The following is a 16,304-nucleotide window of genomic DNA, read 5'->3' as shown; positions in this document are numbered from 1 at the left end:
GGCAGCAACCAGGAGATTTGCATGCTTACCGAACGTCAACGCGAGATCGTCAAGGCCACCGTACCGCTGCTGGAAACCGGCGGCGAGGTCCTGATCACGCATTTCTACCAGACCATGCTGGGTGAGTATCCAGAGGTGCGCCCGCTGTTCAACCAGGCGCATCAGCAAAGCGGTGCCCAGCCGCGTGCTCTGGCGCACAGCGTGCTGATGTATGCCAAGAACATCGACCGCCTGGAAAACCTGGGCAATCTGCCCGCGCAAATCATCAACAAGCATGTGGCGCTGCAGGTGCAGGCAGAGCATTACCCCATCGTCGGTGCCTGCCTGCTGCGCGCCATTCGCGAGGTGCTGGGGGCGGAGATTGCTACGGATGAGGTGATCGCCGCCTGGGCCGCCGCCTATCAGCAGCTGGCTGATATCCTGATCGGTGCGGAGCGCGCGGTGTACGAGCAGACTGCGGCAGCCGAAGGCGGCTGGCGCGGTGCGCGTGCCTTCAAGCTGGTGCGCAAAGAGGCCGAAAGCGCCGAGATCACGTCCTTCTATCTGGAGCCGGTGGATGGCGGCACGGTGATTGCCCATCAGCCAGGCCAGTACATCGGTCTGCGCGTGGTGGTCGACGGCCTGGAGCAGCGCCGCAACTACTCGCTGTCGGCGCCTGCCAACGGCAAGAGCTATCGCATCAGCGTCAAGCGCGAGGCCGGCGGCAAGGTCTCCAACCATCTGCACGACCAGCTGCAAGTGGGCGATACGCTGGAGCTGTTCCCGCCCGCCGGCCATTTCACCTTGCAGGCCAATGCCAAGCCCCTGGTTCTGATCAGCGGTGGTGTGGGCATCACGCCCACGCTGCCCATGCTGCAGGCCGCGCTGCCCACGGGGCGCGAGATCACCTTCATCCACTGCGCGCGCGATCGCGGAGTGCATGCCTTCCGCGAGAAGATCGATGCGCTGGCCAGCAGCCACGAGCAGCTCACACGCCGCTATTGCTACGACCAGGCGGACGCGGGCGACGAGGTGGATGCCCAGGGCCTGCTGAGCACTGACCGACTGGCCCAGTGGCTGCCCGAGTCGCGCGATGCCGATGTCTACTTCCTGGGCCCGCGTGGCTTCATGCGCAGTGTCAAGCAGTCGCTGCGCGAACTGGGCGTGCCCGAGTCCCAGGTGCATTACGAGTTCTTCGGCCCGGCCGAAGCTCTGGCCTGATCGGCTGAACGCTTGAACGCTTGAACGCTTGAGTGCTCATAAAAAAAGAGCTGCTAGCGCATGTTATTACTAGGTTTCAGTACTTAAAGCATTTGAAATTCATGTAAATAAAGCGCAGGCAGCTCTCTCTATTGAGGCGGCGATTAGGCTCATTGCTCTTTGAACTGGGCGATTGCCCAGTGAGAGACATCGAGCAAGGGCCTGGGCGCAAAGCGCCTCAGGGAGTCAACGGTAGTACGCTTCGACCGTGCCCTTGAGCTTGATCAGCAGGGGCTTGCCCTTGCGATCCAGGGTCTTGCCGGCGGGCACCTTGACCCAGCCCTCGCTCACGCAGTATTCCTCGACGTCAAAGCGGTCCTTGCCATTGAAGCGGATGCCGATGTCGTGCTCGAACACGGCGGCCACATGGTGGGGGCTGCGAGGGTCAACGGACAGATGGTCGGGCAGTTCGGGGCGGGTGGCTTCGGTCATGTTTTTTCGAGAGTCAGGGAATACAAGAGCGCTATTTTCGGTGCAATTGCAAAAGCCTGCCTCCTGTTGTCGCAATGGCGCATGACAGGCAATGCGCCGTCATCAGTACCGCAGGCATAGGCGAGCCGGCCCGACTCGCCTATGCTTGCGCCATGCTCACCGAAGAACAACGCCTGTCCCTGCAGCGCGCCAAGCGGCTGCCGCTGATTTTGCTGCTGCTGGTGACAGCCGGCTTCATCGCCACGGCGCTGGCGGGCTCGCGCTGGGGACTGGAGGGGCAGGCCGTGCCGCTGTGGCTGGTGTGTCTGCGGGCCATCTGCGAGGCCGCCATGGTGGGGGCGCTGGCCGACTGGTTTGCGGTCTCGGCTCTGTTTCGCCATATTCCGCTGCCGCTGGTGGGGCGGCACACGGCCATCATCCCGCGCAACAAGGATCGCATAGGGCGCAACCTGGCCACTTTCGTGCGCGACAAGTTTCTCGACGCGCCCTCGCTGGTGGCGCTGATCGAGCGCAACAACCCGGCCCAGGCGCTGGCCGACTGGCTGACGGCTGCCGCCAACAGCCAGTTGCTGGGCCGGCAGGTGGCGCGGCTGGCGCTGGCCGCGCTGGAGATGGTGCAGGACAAGCAGGTAGAGAAGTTTCTGACCCAGTCGCTCAAGGCCGTGATGCAGCATGTGGATCTGTCGCGCGCGGCGGCATCTCTGCTGTCGGGGCTGACGGCGGGCGGGCGCCACCAGGAGGTGCTCGACGATGTGCTGGCGCGCATCAGCCGCGTGCTGCGTCAGGAGCAGACCCATGTGCTGATCGCGCAGACCATCGTGGTCTGGCTCAAGCGCGAGCATCCGATCAAGGAAAAAATGCTGCCCACGGACTGGCTCAGCGACAAGGGCGCCAGCCTGATTGCCAGTGCTCTGGACAGCCTGCTGCAGGATGTCGCCCAGAACCCGGGCCACCGTCTGCGCGAGGCCTTCGACGGGTCCATACAGCGCCTGATCGACGGACTTCAGAATGACCCAGCCTACGCAGAAAAGGTGGAAAAACTGCGCAACTATCTGCTGCATGACGAGAAGCTGGCGGTCTATCTGCGCGAGCTATGGGCCGGCTGGCGCGCCCGGCTGGAGCGCGATCTGGCCGACGAAAATTCGGCCATGGCACGCCGCGCCGCCGTGATGGGGCGCTGGCTGGGCCAGGCACTGGCGCATGACGAGGCGCTGCGCGAGTCCATGAACGAGCGCCTCAAGCGCTGGGCGACCACGCTGGCGCCTGATGTCTCGCAGTTCATCGCCCGCCATATTGCGGACACCGTGCAGCGCTGGGATGCCGAGCAGCTGGCCACGCTGATCGAGGCGCATATCGGCAAGGATCTGCAGTACATACGCATCAACGGCACGCTGGTGGGCGGCGCCATAGGCTTGCTGCTGTTTCTCATCTCGCATGCCGCAGCCTTGCGGCGCAGCCTGCTGGCCTGGCTGGGATAACGCCATTTCACGACGCAGCAGCGCATGCAGATGCCGGGCGATGCTGGTTCTAGCCTGGTCAAAGTACTTAACAGTAAAAATTCTTTCGAATGCTTGCTGTTTGTGTTTACAATGAGAACTATTCGCAACAAGAAGACCTTGCTGCAATCTATGACCCAGCCAGGCATGCCCATTGAATGGCCGCATGCCGCCATGCCCCGCTGCATGGTGTAGCCACGACGATCTCATGCGCAGATCGTGATTGCCTTCTTCATCACTCCAACAGTGCGAATGCTTCGCTGACCTGTACCTGCTGTCCGTGGCTCTGGCCATGGGGCGCAGCCGTGCCTGGTCGATGTGCATCTTTGTCCAAACTCATCATGCAAATTCATGCAGCCGCTGCTGCAGGCTTCGCCACGGCCTGCGCCTCTTCGTCTTCCCGTCCTTTGTCCACAGCCTGCCGGTCGCTGCGTCCCATGCTGGGCATGGCGCTGGCGGCTGCCGGCCTGCTGACCCATGGGCTGACGGCGGCGCAGGAGAAATCTCTGGAGACAGTGGTGGTCACGGCCTCGGGCTTCGAGCAGGAGATCAAGGATGCGCCGGCCTCGATTTCCGTCATTACCCGCGAAGAGCTGGAAAAAGGCAGCTACAACAATCTGCACGATGCGCTGCGCGATGTGCCCGGCGTGAATCTGGTGCCTTCGGACAACAATTCCAACGACATCAGCCTGCGCGGCATGGGCGTGAACTACACCCTGATCCTGGTGGACGGCAAGCGCACCAACACCCGAGAAACCCAGGCGAACGGCTCCACCGGAACCGACCAGAGCTGGGTGCCGCCGCTGGAGGCGATAGAGCGCATCGAGGTGGTGCGCGGCCCCATGTCCTCGCTCTACGGCTCGGACGCCATGGGCGGTGTGATCAACATCATCACGCGCAAGGTGGCCAAGGAGTGGATGGGCTCCATCCGCACCGAGGCCACGCTGCAGGAGCGCTCTTCCTCGGGCAATATCTACCAGAGCAATTTCTATCTGTCCGGCCCCATACAGACCGATCTGCTGGGCCTGAGCATCTACGGCAACTACAACAAGCGCGGCGAGGACCACATCCTCAACGGCTACAACGACTACGACAACCGCGCGCTCAACGTCAAGCTGGCGCTGACGCCCAACAAGGACCACGACATCATTGCCGAGCTGGGCACGGGCAAGCAGCACTACACCTCGACGCCGGGCAAGACGCTGGCGGCCACGGCTGCACTCAGCGACCGAAAGTTCGAGCGCGGCAACTTCTCGCTGCAGCACAAGGGACGCTGGGGCTGGGCGTCCTCGGACACCTATCTGCAGCAGGAAAAGACGCGCAACCTGTCGCGCGACATGACCATCAAGAACACGGTGTTCAACAGCAGCTGGGTGGCGCCGCTGGGGGCCAGTCATCTGCTGACCACGGGCGTGAGCTACAACGAGCAGGACCTGACGGACACCACCACCAACACCTTGCCGAATGCCAGCCGCACCAGCATCAACCGCAGCCAGTGGGCCGTGTTTGCCGAGGACGAATGGCGTCTGCACCAGGACTTTGCACTGACCGGCGGCCTGCGCTACGACCATGACAGCCAGGCCGGCGGCCAGGTCAGCCCCCGCCTGTATGGCGTGTGGAATCTGGCCCCGCAGTGGACGGTCAAGGGCGGCGTCTCCACGGGCTTTCGCGCGCCGTCGCTGCGTCAGACCGTGGGTGACTGGGGCCAGAGCAGCCGTGGCGGCAATATCTACGGCAACCCCGATCTGAAGCCCGAAACCTCGCTGACCAAGGAAATCGGCGTGCTCTACGACAGCGGCGCCGGCACTACGGCAGGACTGACGGTGTTCGACAACGAGTTCGAGGACAAGATCACCCGCGTGGCCTGCCCCAGCTGCGGCCCGCTCAACAGCTCGGGCCGCGTGCCCACTACCAATATCAATGTGGACAACGCCATCACGCGTGGCCTGGAGGCTTCGCTGGGCACCCAGCTGAGCAGGGCGCTGCGCCTGAAGACCAACTACACCTTCACCAAGTCCGAGCAAAAGAGCGGCGAGTTTGCCGGCCTGCCGCTGAACCAGCTGCCGCGCCATCTGTTCAATGTCTCGCTGGACTGGAGCCCAACGGGTCAGCTCAATGGCTGGCTCAAGGCGTCCTACCGCGGCAAGGAAAGCGCGCCCACGGGCGGAGCATCCTCGGGCAGCTTCACCCAGAAGAGCTACACCATGCTGGATCTGGGCGGCTCCTACAAGCTCAACAAGACCGTCACGCTGTATGCGGGTATCTACAACCTGCTGGACAAGCAGGTCATCTATGACGGTGTCAATTACGACACCGTGCTCGACGGCCGCCGCTACTGGCTGGGCATGAACGTCAAGTTCTGATCCTGGTCATCGCAGCCGTTGTCGGGATGCGCGGCAAGGGCTGCCGACTTTTCTTCTGTTTTGCTTTTCAAGGTTCTTCATGCAACAACTGATCAGTCGTCGCGCCACCACTCTGGCACTGCTGATGATGGCCGGCGCCGCCTGGGCGCAAACGCAGGCGGCCCAGCCCGCCCGTATCCAGGTCGAGCATGCCAGGGGCGTGACCGAGCTGCCCCTGGCTCCTCAGCGCGTGGTGGTGTACGACCTGGCTTCGCTGGACACCATGCAGGCGCTCAAGCTGCCGGTGACGGGAGTGCCCAAGGCCCATTTCCCCGCCTATCTGGCCGGTTACGCCGATGCCCGCTACCAGGTGTCGGGCTCGCTGTTCGAGCCCGACTACGAGGCGCTGAGCCGCATCCGCCCCGATCTGATCGTGGTGGCCGGCCGCTCGGCCGGCAAGTACGAAGCGCTGAGCCGTATCGCACCCACGCTGGATCTGAGCACCTCGGGCAAGGACTTGCTGGGCGATATGCAGCGCAATGTGAACCTGCTGGCCAGCCTCTGGGGCAAGCAGGCGCAGGGCGCGCAGCTCATGCAGCAGGTGCGAAGCGATGTGGAAGCCACCCGCGCTGCTGCGGCCAAGGCAGCACCGGGCCTGCTGGTGCTGGCCGTCAACAAAAACATGAGCGCCCAGACGCCGGGCTCGCGCTTCGGTCTGCTGCATGACGTGCTGGGCGTCAAGCCAGCCCTGCCCGCAGATCCGGCGCAGGCGCGCGGGATTGCGCTGAAGATGGACGATATCGCCAGGATAGACCCGGAATGGCTGTTCGTGATCGACCGCAATGCAGGCACGGGCAGCACCCGGGACAAGGACGGCCAGCTGGTTCTGCCGTCGCGTGAGCTGTTCGACAACGACACCATCAAGAACACCCGTGCAGGCCGCAAGCAGCAAGTGGTGTTCGTCGATCCGCAGATCTGGTATTTGCTGGGCAGCAGCGGCCCCCAGGCCATGCGGGCCAATGCGCAGCAGATTCGCACCGCGCTCGAACGCCAGGCTTTTTGAGAGAGCATTAATTTAATAGCTGCTTTCTCCAATGAATAAAGGGTTTCAATGCATAAAAGCATTGAAACCCTTTGTTATTAAGCGCTGCAAGCTAGCAAAAAATATCAGGCGGCGGGCGCGGAAGGCTCGGGCGGCAGCAGCTGCTTGCCAATCAGCTGCCAGGCCTTGGCGGCATCGGCCTGGCCGGCAAACAGATGGCAGCTGGCGGCCGTCATGGCGATGCGGCCGTTCTCGGGCTCCAGGTCAAAGGCCAGCTCGCATTGCGCAGCGGCGTTGGCCCACATGACCAGCGCGTTCTTGTTCTCTTCCTTCTGCAGGGCATGGGCCTCGGCCATCCAGGCCTGTGCCAGGCGAAAGGCGGCTTCGGGCTCGCTCATATCGGCCTTGTGCGCCAGGTAGAACTCCTTGCCGGCGGCCTGCCAGAGCGCGCGGGCCTGCTCGAAGTCCTGCGTGGCAATCTTCTGGGCCTGCTGCACCAGCGCGTTGCCGGCCTGCAGATGGGCCTGATAGGTGGATGCGTCTTGATCTTGGGACATGGCGCTTATTGTCCTCATTGCCTGGCCTCGCGGAGCGCGCCCGCGCGCATCTCCCCTGGACGGCCCCGGGGCATTGCCGCCACCGGCCAGCGGCTTGTCGCTAGTAGCGGAAGTCCAGCTGATGCGGGCCCTTGCCGATCTCTGCCGCCTGGGTCTGGCTGGCGCCATCCTTGGTGGTAGCCGTGATCTTGTAGCTTCCGGCGGGCAACTGGATCAGGCAGACCGGGCCGTTGGCCGTGAAGCGGCTGCTGTCCTTGCCGGAGCTGACCTCGACCGCCACATTGGCCAGATAGGCCCCGTCTTTTTGCGCAAACAAAAGCGACAGCGGGTAGTCCTTCATCGCGGCGCGCATGAGCGTGGATTCATCCTCGCCTATGCCGCCGCAGCTATAGCGCAGTGCGCCGGCCTGCTGCATATCGGGAATCCGGCCCTGAGCCAGAGCGGGCAGGCCGAGAGCTGCACTGGCAGCCAGGACCAGGCCGGTCGCATGTCTCAAGCAATGCATGGTGTTTCCTTTCAGCGATGCACGGCCGGCCATCTTGCGGCCTGACCGCGCTGCTCCATGTCATCCCCGCGCGGTGCTGCTTGTGGGCATCCCCGGTATTTACACCTGGTTGCCGGATGAAACAGGCGCCCGGGCTTGCGCATCCTGACCCGTAGGCAGACTCAGCCCGATGCTGGTGACGGACAGGTCGGAGCGTGCAAACGCCTGTCCGCCATGCATGCGCGCGATCGCGGCCACGATGGACAGGCCCAGGCCATGGTTGCGATCGGCCTGGCTGCGGGCTGCGTCCGAGCGGTAGAAGCGGTCAAACAGCCTGGGCAGGTGTTCGGCGGCAATGGCCTGGCCCTGGTTCTGCACCGCCAGCGTGACCTGACCGGCCTGCGGCGTGCTGATCTGTATCTCTATGCAGCTTCCCGGCGTGGCATAGCGGGTGGCATTGCCCAGCAGATTGGACAGCGCCCGGCGCAGCAATCGCGCATCGACCTGGGCCTGTGCATCGCCCTGCACCCGCACCTGCAGATCTGCTTCCTGCAGCGCTGCCTCGTGATACTCCACCACTTCGTCCGCGAGGCTGGCCAGGCTGGCCACCTGAATGCGGTGCGCGCTTTCGCCGCGATCAGCGTGAGAGAGAAAAAGCATGTCCGCCACGATGCCGGCCATGCGCTGCAGATCTTCAAGATTGGAAGCCAGGATATCGCGCAGCTCGTCGGCATCGCGGGGCTTGCGCAGAGCCAGCTCGCAACTGCTGATGAGCGTGGTCAGAGGGGTGTTGAGCTCATGGGCCACATCGGCATTGAAGGCCTCCATCTGCCGGTAGGCCACTGCCAGCCGCTCCAGCAGCGCGTTGAACTGTGCAATCAGCGGACGCAGCTCCTGGGGCTGGTTGCTGTCGTCAAGCCTGGTCTGCCAGTCGTGCGTGAGATCCTTGGCGCCCAGTTGCCGGGTCTGCTCCACCAGCGAATGCAGAGGTGCCAGCCCGCGGCGCACCAGCCAGGCGCTGAACAGCGACACCAGCAGCGCACCGCTGACGGCGGCAAGGCCCAGAATCCAGGCCAGCTGGCGCAGCAGGGCATCGTCGGGGCGGCGGTCCAGCATCAGCAGCACCTGCACGAGCTGCTGTTCCTGCTGATCCGCATGGGCTGGCAGCACGACGCTGAAGCTGCGCCGTGCGCTATGAACATCGTCCAGGGGCTGGTGCAGTTTCTCGAACAGCAGCGCGCCGCTGGCATAGCTGACGCGGATCGACATATCCTCGTGGCCCGTGAGAAAGTCGGACAACATGTGCTGCATGCTGGACGCAGAGCGGTTGGCACGGGCCTGTTGCAGCAGATGCGTCACCGTGACCTGCTTTTGCTCCAGGCTTTCCTGCTGGCGCTGGGCCAGTGCCAGCCAGCTACCCCAGTACACGGCCACGCAGACCAGGCCCAGGCCCAGCATGGTCTGCAGGGCCAGCGAGCGCGACAGCCGGCGGCTCAGGTTCGGGATCTGAGGAGCGCTTGGAGAGACGTGATCAGCGGTCATGAGTGGCTGCTATGCTGGAAGATTCATTGTTTGCGGTTTGCTGGAAAAAGGAACGGACCATGAGTCTTGGTAACGCCATCATGAACAACTACGCCTTCTTGCTGGAGATGTACGAGGACAGCTACTTTCCCGAAGAACTGGTGCGCAAGGGCGAGGATATTCTGAGAGAACTCTGCCTGCAGATAGAGCAGCAGAAGCCGCAGAACCTGGAGCAGCTGTATCGATTGACCCACGCTGCGACCGAGCGTTTCAACGATCTGCAGCAGGAGTTCGAAGAGCAGGGCAGCGAGATGGAAACGGCGGCACGTGAATGCATTGCGGCTGACTTCGAGGCCATTGCCAAGGCTTATGGTTTTGAAGATGCGGATGTGGAGGAACTGATCGCTCTACGCGAATGGTGAGCACCTGCTATCAGGCATCGAGGCGAAGCTCCAGCACATAGCCCATGCCGCGCACCGTGTGCAGCAGGGGCAGCTCGAACGGCGCGTCGAGCTTGAGGCGCAGGCGGCGTACGGCGACCTCGACAACATTGGTTTCGCTGTCGAAGTTCATGTCCCAGACCTGGGAGGCCAGCTCGGTGCGCGACAGCACTTCGCCCTGGCGCCGCAGCAGCAGGCTCAGCAGATTGAACTCCTTGGCCGTCAGGTCCAGCCGCTGTCCCGCACGCGTGGCGCGGTGACGCAGCAGATCCAGCTCCAGATCGGCCATGCGCAGCACCGTGGCTTCGGGCGTGGCCGTGGCCTGCAGGCCACGGCGCAGCAGTGCATGAATGCGGGCCACCAGCTCTGAAAATGCAAAAGGCTTGACCAGATAGTCATCGGCGCCGGCCTGCAGTCCTTTGACGCGGTCCTCCACCTGGGCGCGGGCCGTGAGCATGAGCACCGGCGTCTGGCGGGACTGGCGCAGAGCCGCCAGCACGGCCAGGCCGTCTATGCCGGGCAGCATGCCGTCCAGAATGATGAGGTCGTAGGGCTGCTCGGTGGCCAGGTGCAGGCCGTCAATGCCGTTGTGTGCGGCATCGACCACAAAGCCTTCCTCGCCCAGGCCTTTTTGCAGGTATTCGGCGAGTTTGGTTTCGTCCTCGATGACTAGAAGCTTCATGCGTAGATTGTCGAGCAAGTCGGTCGTTTGCGAAGATGACAAATTTGTCATCTTGAGGTCAGAACCCTGTGGGGGCCGCGAGGCTAGATTTGCTCCGCTTGCACAAGACTGCCAATGGAAGGGCAGGCATGCCGGCGGAGCATCACCATGACATTCATCACCAAGGTGGCCGCTGTGTTGCTGGGCAGCGGTTTGGGCCTTTTTGTGCCTTGTGCCTGGGCGCAACAAGCTGCGCCAACAGCAGCAGCAACAGCGGCAACAGCTGCTCCCATAAGCCTGCAGGCCGCACTGGCGCTGGCCATGGAGCACAACCCCAGTCTGCGGGCGGCAGCGCAGGCCCTGGCGGCCAGCGAGGGGGCGCTGATCCAGAGTCGCGCCAGACCCAATCCCGAACTGGCCTATTCGCAGGAAGACACGCGCCGCGAAACCAGGTCCATAACTCTGCAATGGAACCAGTCCATAGAGATCGGCGGCAAGCGCGAGGCCCGCATGAAGGCAGCCGGGCATGGTCGCGAACTGGCCAGGGCCGAGCTGGAGGCTGCGCAGGCCGGTTTGCGTGCCGATGTGCGAACGGCTTTTGCCAATGTGCTGGCCGGCCAGCAACGCGTGCAGCTGCACCAGAGGACGCTGGAGATTGCCAGCAGTGCCCGCGATGCTGCGGCCAAGCGCGTGCTGGCAGGCAAGGTGGCTCCGTTGGAGGAAACCAAGGCCCGCGTGGCCGAGAGCAGTGCCGAGCTGGCGCTGGCGCAAGCGCGCTCCGGCCTGCGTGTGGCACGTCAGCAGCTGGCGGCGCTGTGGGGAGCGCAGCCTGCGGCATTTGGCAGCGCGGTGGGGGAGCTGGCGCAGCTGCCGGTGTTGCCCGATGAAGGCTTGATGCTGGAAAAGCTGGAGCATTCACCGCAGATGCTGCGCGCGCAGCAGGCCGTTTTTCAAGCCAGGTCCGTCGCCGAGCTCGAGCGTGCCAAGCGCCTGCCTGACCCCAGCGTGAGTCTGGGCATGAAGCGTGCACAGGAAGTGGGACGCAATCAGCTGGTGGTGGGTGTCTCGGTGCCGCTGCCGATCCTGGACAGCAACCGCGGCAATCAGCTGCAGGCGCTGCGTCTGGCCGACAAGGCAGAGGACGAGCTGATGGCCACGCGCCAGCAAATGTACGCACAGTTGCAGCAGCAACGCGAGCAGCTGCAGACCAGCCGGGCCCAGGCCGAGCAACTGGCGCAGCAGGTCCTGCCGGCGGCCGAGTCCGCTTACGAAGTTGCAGCCAAGGGCTTTGCCCTGGGCAAGTTCAGCTATCTGGAAGTTCTGGATGCCCAGCGCACGCTGGCCGAGGCACGCAGCCTATATCTGGAGCAGTTGGTGGCAACCCATCAGGCGGCTGCCGACATCACCCGCCAACTGGGCGATGTACCCGGTCTTGAGTAGGAACAAGCACGTATCATGAATTCCACATCTCCCAAGCCCCGCCGCACGGCGATTGCCATCGCCATCATTCTGGCGCTCGGTGCGGCTGCTGCTGCAGCGATTGTCTACGGTACGCAGCCAGCGGCTGCAAGCGCCGAAGGCCATGGTCACGGCGCTGCAGACAAGAGTCATGCCCATGAAGAAAAGAACGGGCATGAGCATGGCGAAAAAGAGGGGCATGACCATGACAGCGAGCCTGGGCATGAACAGGCAGCAGGCACCGGAAAACCCGCAGTCAAGCCCGAATCCGCTCATGCGGATGATGAGGATGAAGGCCTGCTCAAGCTCGATGCCGAGCGTGCCAAGGCTGCTGGCGTGGCGCTGGCCGAGGCCGGCCCGGCGTTGATAGCCAGCATGCTGCAGTTGCCGGGCGAGATTCGCTTCAACGAGGACAGGACGGCCCATGTGGTGCCGCGGGTGGCCGGCGTGGCGGAGAGCGTGGTGGCCAATCTGGGGCAGGTGGTGAAGAAGGGTCAGTTGCTGGCCACCCTCACCAGCCCTGCGGTATCCGAGCAGCGCAGCGAGCTGATGGCCGCGCAAAAGCGTCTCGCACTGGCGCGCACCACCTATCAGCGCGAAAAGCAGCTGTGGCAGGAAAAGATCTCGGCCGAGCAGGATTATCTGCAGGCCCAGCAGGCACTGCGCGAGGCCGAAATCGCGTCCGCCAATGCGCAGCAGAAGCTGGCTGCGATCGGTGCCGGCTCGGGCTCTGCCGGGGCGCTGAACCGCTTCGAGCTGCGCGCGCCCTTCGATGGGGTGGTGGTGGAAAAGCATCTCTCCGTGGGCGAGGCCGTGCAGGACAGCACGGCCGTGTTCACCATCTCCGACCTGCGTTCGGTCTGGGCCGAAATGAAGGTGGCTGCCAGCGACCTGCCCTTTGTGCGCGTGGGCGAACAGGCCACTGTGCATGCGACGGCCTTTGAATCGAAAGCCACGGGGACGGTGGCCTATGTGGGCGCCCTGATAGGGCAGGAAACCCGCACGGCACCGGCACGCATCACCCTGGACAACCCGGATGGCATCTGGCGTCCGGGCCTTTTCGTGAATGTGGATCTGACGGCCGCCGGCCAGAAGGCGGCGGTGACGGTGGCCAGTGCGGCCATCCAGAAGATCGACGGCGACAAGCCCGTGGTGTTCGTGCCGGTGGACGGCGGCTTCAAGGCGCAGGCCCTGAAACTGGGCAAGACGGATGGCCAGAACACCGAAGTGCTGCAGGGCCTGAGTACAGGCCAGCGCTATGTGAAGGACGGCAGCTTCGTCCTGAAGTCCGAGCTTGGCAAGGCAACAGCCGAGCATGTGCATTGAATGGAACCCCCTGAGGCGCTGCGCGCCTTTCCCCAGGGGACGATACCCTCGCCTGGGCGGCCCCGCCGCGAGGCGGCTCTTGCTCGGTGTCTCTGGTTTGGATTGCGCCGGTGTGGCAGGGCAGATGAAGATATTTGGAGTTTGAATGTTTGAGCGCATCATCCGCTTTGCCATTGCCCAGCGCTGGCTGGTCATGCTGGCCACGCTGGCCCTGGTGGGCCTTGGCATCTACAACTACCAGCGCCTGCCCATCGATGCCGTGCCCGACATCACCAATGTGCAGGTGCAGATCAATACCTCGGCGCCCGGCTATTCGCCGCTGGAGACCGAGCAGCGCGTCACCTTTCCCATAGAGACCCTGATGGCCGGCCTGCCGGGGCTGGAGCAGACCCGCTCGCTGTCGCGCTACGGCCTGTCCCAGGTGACCGTGGTGTTCAAGGACGGCACGGACATCTACTTTGCACGCCAGTTGGTGAACGAGCGCATGCAGCAGGCGCGCGATGCCCTGCCAGCGGGCGTCGCGCCTGCGCTGGGGCCTATTTCCACGGGGCTGGGCGAGATCTATCTGTGGACCGTGGAGGCCGATGAGGGCGCCACCAAACCCGACGGGTCGCCCTATACGCCCATGGATCTGCGCGAGATTCAGGACTGGGTCATCAAGCCCCAGCTGCGCAATGTGGCGGGCGTGACCGAAATCAACTCCATTGGCGGCTTCGCCAAGGAATATCTGGTGGCGCCGCAGCCGCAAAAGCTGGCGGCCTATGGTTTCACGCTGGCCGACATCATCGCGGCGCTGGAGCGCAACAACGCCAATGTGGGCGCGGGCTATATCGAGCGCCAGGGCGAGCAGTATCTGATCCGCGCGCCGGGGCAGGTGGGGGGCATTGCCGATATTCGCGAAGTCATCGTGGGGTCGGCGCAAGGCCAGCCGATTCGCGTGCGCGATCTGGCCGATGTGGGCCTGGGCCGCGAGCTGCGTACGGGGGCTGCCACGGACAACGGTCGCGAAGTGGTGCTGGGTACGGTGTTCATGCTGATTGGCGAGAACAGCCGCGCAGTGGCGCAGGCGGTGCATGAGCGCATGCAGGTGATCAACAAAAGCCTGCCGCCTGGCGTGAAGGCCGTGACGGTGTACGACCGCACCAATCTGGTGGACAAAGCCATTGCCACGGTCAAGAAGAACCTGATCGAAGGTGCGGCGCTGGTCGTGGCGATTCTGTTCCTGTTTCTGGGCAATCTGCGGGCAGCGCTGATCACGGCGCTCATCATTCCGCTGTCCATGTTGTTCACCTTTACGGGCATGGTGCAGATGCGCGTCAGCGCCAATCTGATGAGCCTTGGGGCGCTGGACTTCGGCATCATCATCGACGGTGCGGTGGTGATCGTGGAGAACTGCGTGCGTCGGCTGGCCCATGCGCAGGCCGCAGCAGGCCGATCGTTGACCCGCAGCGAACGTTTCGAGGAAGTGTTTGCGGCAGCCAGGGAGGCAAGGCGTCCGTTGTTGTTCGGTCAGCTCATCATCATGGTGGTCTATCTGCCCATTTTTGCGCTCACCGGTGTGGAAGGAAAGATGTTCCACCCCATGGCGCTGACGGTGGTGATCGCGTTGCTGGGTGCCATGCTGCTGTCTATCACCTTCATCCCTGCCGCGATTGCGCTGTTCATGGGCGACAAGGTGGCCGAGAAGGAAAACCGTCTGATGGAGTGGGCGCGCCGTGCCTATGCGCCGGTGCTGGACAAGGTCATGCATGCACCTGCAGTGGTGCTGACGGCGGCCAGCGTCATTGTCGCCCTGAGTCTGCTGCTGGCCACGCGCATGGGCAGCGAGTTTGCGCCCAATCTCAATGAAGGCGACTTTGCGATCCAGGCGTTGCGCATACCGGGCACCAGCCTTACGCAGTCGGTGCAGATGCAGATGCAGATCGAGAGCGAGCTCAAAAAGCAGTTCCCTGAAATCGAGCGAGTGTTTGCGCGCACCGGCACTGCAGAGATTGCCTCCGACCCCATGCCGCCCAATATTTCGGATGGCTACATCATGCTCAAGCCGCGTGAGCAATGGCCCGATCCGGCACGCTCGCGTGACGATCTGCTGGCTGCCGTACAAGAGGCTGTGGAAAGGATTCCGGGCAGCAACTACGAGTTATCGCAACCGATTCAGCTGCGCTTCAACGAGCTGATCTCGGGCGTGCGCAGCGATGTGGCCGTCAAGATCTTCGGCGACGACATGGCTCAGCTGGAAAAGTCCGCGCAGGCCGTAGCCGCCATGCTGCAGAAGATTCCTGGCGCCTCCGAGGTCAAGGTCGAGCAGACCACGGGTCTGCCCATGCTCACGGTGCAGATCGACCGCGAAAAAGCCTCGCGTTACGGCCTGAACATGGGCGATGTGCAAGATGCCATCAGCACGGCATTTGGCGGGCGTGAAGCCGGCACGGTATTCGAGGGAGATCGACGTTTTGCCATCCAGGTTCGCCTGCCCGAGGCCATGCGCAGCGATGTGGACGGCATAGGCCGCCTGCCGATCGCGCTGCCGCGCGGCGGCGACGGGCGTCTGGGCTTTGTGCCGCTGTCATCGGTGGCGACGGTGGAGCTGGCACCGGGGCCCAACCAGGTCAGCCGCGAGGATGGCAAGCGTCGTATCGTTGTCAGCGCCAATGTGCGCGGGCGAGATATCGGCTCCTTTGTGGCGCAGGCCCAGCAGGAACTTGAAGGCGTTGCGTTGCCTGCAGGCTACTGGACGCGCTGGGGCGGAACCTTCGAGAACCTGGAGTCCGCCCGCAAGCGCCTGATGATCGTGGTGCCCGTGGCGCTGGTGCTGGTGTTCACGCTGTTGTTTGCCATGTTCGGCAATGTACGCGACGGTCTCATCGTCTTCACCGGCATTCCGTTTGCGTTGACGGGCGGGATTGCGGCGCTGTGGCTGCGCGGCATTCCGCTGTCCATTTCGGCGGCCATCGGCTTTATCGCCCTATGCGGCGTGGCCGTGCTCAACGGTCTGGTGATGATTGCCTGTATCCGCTCGCTACGCGAGCAGGGCATGGGCGTTGAACAGGCCGTCACCGAAGGAGCGCTGACCCGTCTGCGTCCCGTGTTGATGACGGCTCTGGTGGCATCGCTGGGCTTTGTGCCCATGGCGATTGCCACGGGAACGGGGGCCGAGGTGCAAAGGCCGCTGGCCACGGTGGTGATTGGCGGCATTCTCTCGTCCACGGTGCTGACGCTATTGGTGCTGCCGCTGCTGTACAGACTCGGTTACCAGAAGCGCCAATAGCCATGCAAGCGTCAGCGCTCTGACCGGCGTTGCAATGT

Annotated in this window: 13 protein-coding genes; 8 read left to right on the top strand and 5 right to left on the bottom strand. The window is 63.6% G+C overall.

What is annotated here, in order from left to right:
- Positions 1–21 precede the first annotated feature (21 nt).
- Complete coding sequence (gene hmpA / locus NOX35_RS24565) at positions 22–1,200, top strand: NO-inducible flavohemoprotein (RefSeq protein WP_256495055.1); 1,179 nt, start codon at positions 22–24, stop codon at positions 1,198–1,200.
- Positions 1,201–1,425: 225 nt separating this feature from the next.
- On the opposite strand, the gene NOX35_RS24560 is transcribed toward hmpA, so the two are convergent.
- Positions 1,426–1,671, bottom strand: a complete 246-nt coding sequence (locus tag NOX35_RS24560; protein ID WP_003050615.1) for a DUF3297 family protein — start codon at positions 1,669–1,671, stop codon at positions 1,426–1,428.
- 152 nt (positions 1,672–1,823) lie between these two features.
- Here NOX35_RS24560 and NOX35_RS24555 point away from each other — a divergent pair, with 152 nt between their 5' ends.
- From NOX35_RS24555 to NOX35_RS24545, 3 genes are all read left to right on the top strand, one after another.
- Positions 1,824–3,149 carry a DUF445 domain-containing protein gene (locus tag NOX35_RS24555; RefSeq protein WP_256495053.1) on the top strand — a complete coding sequence of 442 codons (1,326 nt, stop codon included), beginning with the start codon at positions 1,824–1,826 and terminating at the stop codon, positions 3,147–3,149.
- Positions 3,150–3,508: 359 nt separating this feature from the next.
- On the top strand, positions 3,509–5,530 hold the full coding sequence (locus NOX35_RS24550) for a ligand-gated channel protein (protein WP_256495052.1): 2,022 nt from the start codon (positions 3,509–3,511) through the stop codon (positions 5,528–5,530).
- Between the two features lie 79 nt (positions 5,531–5,609).
- Positions 5,610–6,572: a siderophore ABC transporter substrate-binding protein gene (locus tag NOX35_RS24545; protein WP_182284817.1), complete on the top strand. Its 963-nt coding sequence runs from the start codon at positions 5,610–5,612 to the stop codon at positions 6,570–6,572.
- A gap of 104 nt (positions 6,573–6,676) precedes the next feature.
- Here NOX35_RS24545 and NOX35_RS24540 read toward each other — a convergent pair whose 3' ends face one another.
- The 3 genes from NOX35_RS24540 to NOX35_RS24530 all read right to left on the bottom strand — a co-directional run bounded on the left by NOX35_RS24540 (position 6,677) and on the right by NOX35_RS24530 (position 9,134).
- Positions 6,677–7,108 (bottom strand): hypothetical protein, encoded by a 432-nt coding sequence (locus NOX35_RS24540; protein WP_182284816.1) that lies wholly within the window; start codon positions 7,106–7,108, stop codon positions 6,677–6,679.
- A gap of 100 nt (positions 7,109–7,208) precedes the next feature.
- Positions 7,209–7,613, bottom strand: a complete 405-nt coding sequence (locus tag NOX35_RS24535; protein ID WP_232538056.1) for a hypothetical protein — start codon at positions 7,611–7,613, stop codon at positions 7,209–7,211.
- Between the two features lie 99 nt (positions 7,614–7,712).
- Positions 7,713–9,134: a heavy metal sensor histidine kinase gene (locus NOX35_RS24530; RefSeq protein ID WP_182284814.1), complete on the bottom strand. Its 1,422-nt coding sequence runs from the start codon at positions 9,132–9,134 to the stop codon at positions 7,713–7,715.
- A 59-nt stretch (positions 9,135–9,193) separates the two neighbouring features.
- On the opposite strand from NOX35_RS24530, the gene NOX35_RS24525 reads away from it, so the two are divergent.
- The gene (locus tag NOX35_RS24525; protein ID WP_182284813.1) at positions 9,194–9,535 is read left to right on the top strand and encodes a DUF5713 family protein; all 342 of its coding nucleotides are present in this window, start codon (positions 9,194–9,196) and stop codon (positions 9,533–9,535) included.
- 10 nt (positions 9,536–9,545) lie between these two features.
- Here the strand turns inward: NOX35_RS24525 and NOX35_RS24520 are convergent, their stop codons facing one another.
- Complete coding sequence (locus tag NOX35_RS24520) at positions 9,546–10,235, bottom strand: heavy metal response regulator transcription factor (RefSeq protein ID WP_182284812.1); 690 nt, start codon at positions 10,233–10,235, stop codon at positions 9,546–9,548.
- A 147-nt stretch (positions 10,236–10,382) separates the two neighbouring features.
- Between NOX35_RS24520 and NOX35_RS24515 the strand changes: the two genes are divergently transcribed.
- From NOX35_RS24515 to NOX35_RS24505, 3 genes are all read left to right on the top strand, one after another.
- A complete protein-coding gene (locus NOX35_RS24515; RefSeq protein WP_256495050.1) occupies positions 10,383–11,654 on the top strand; it encodes a TolC family protein in 1,272 nt (423 codons plus the stop codon).
- 15 nt (positions 11,655–11,669) lie between these two features.
- Positions 11,670–12,998 carry an efflux RND transporter periplasmic adaptor subunit gene (locus NOX35_RS24510; RefSeq protein ID WP_256495049.1) on the top strand — a complete coding sequence of 443 codons (1,329 nt, stop codon included), beginning with the start codon at positions 11,670–11,672 and terminating at the stop codon, positions 12,996–12,998.
- Between the two features lie 145 nt (positions 12,999–13,143).
- The gene (locus NOX35_RS24505) at positions 13,144–16,266 is read left to right on the top strand and encodes an efflux RND transporter permease subunit (protein WP_256495048.1); all 3,123 of its coding nucleotides are present in this window, start codon (positions 13,144–13,146) and stop codon (positions 16,264–16,266) included.
- Positions 16,267–16,304 lie beyond the last annotated feature (38 nt).

Origin of the sequence: Comamonas sp. C11 (assembly GCF_024496285.1) — a bacterium.
Lineage (GTDB): Bacteria > Pseudomonadota > Gammaproteobacteria > Burkholderiales > Burkholderiaceae_C > Comamonas > Comamonas testosteroni_F.
Note: the sequence above shows the minus strand (reverse complement) of the source record. Positions and strands in the feature narration are given on the sequence as shown.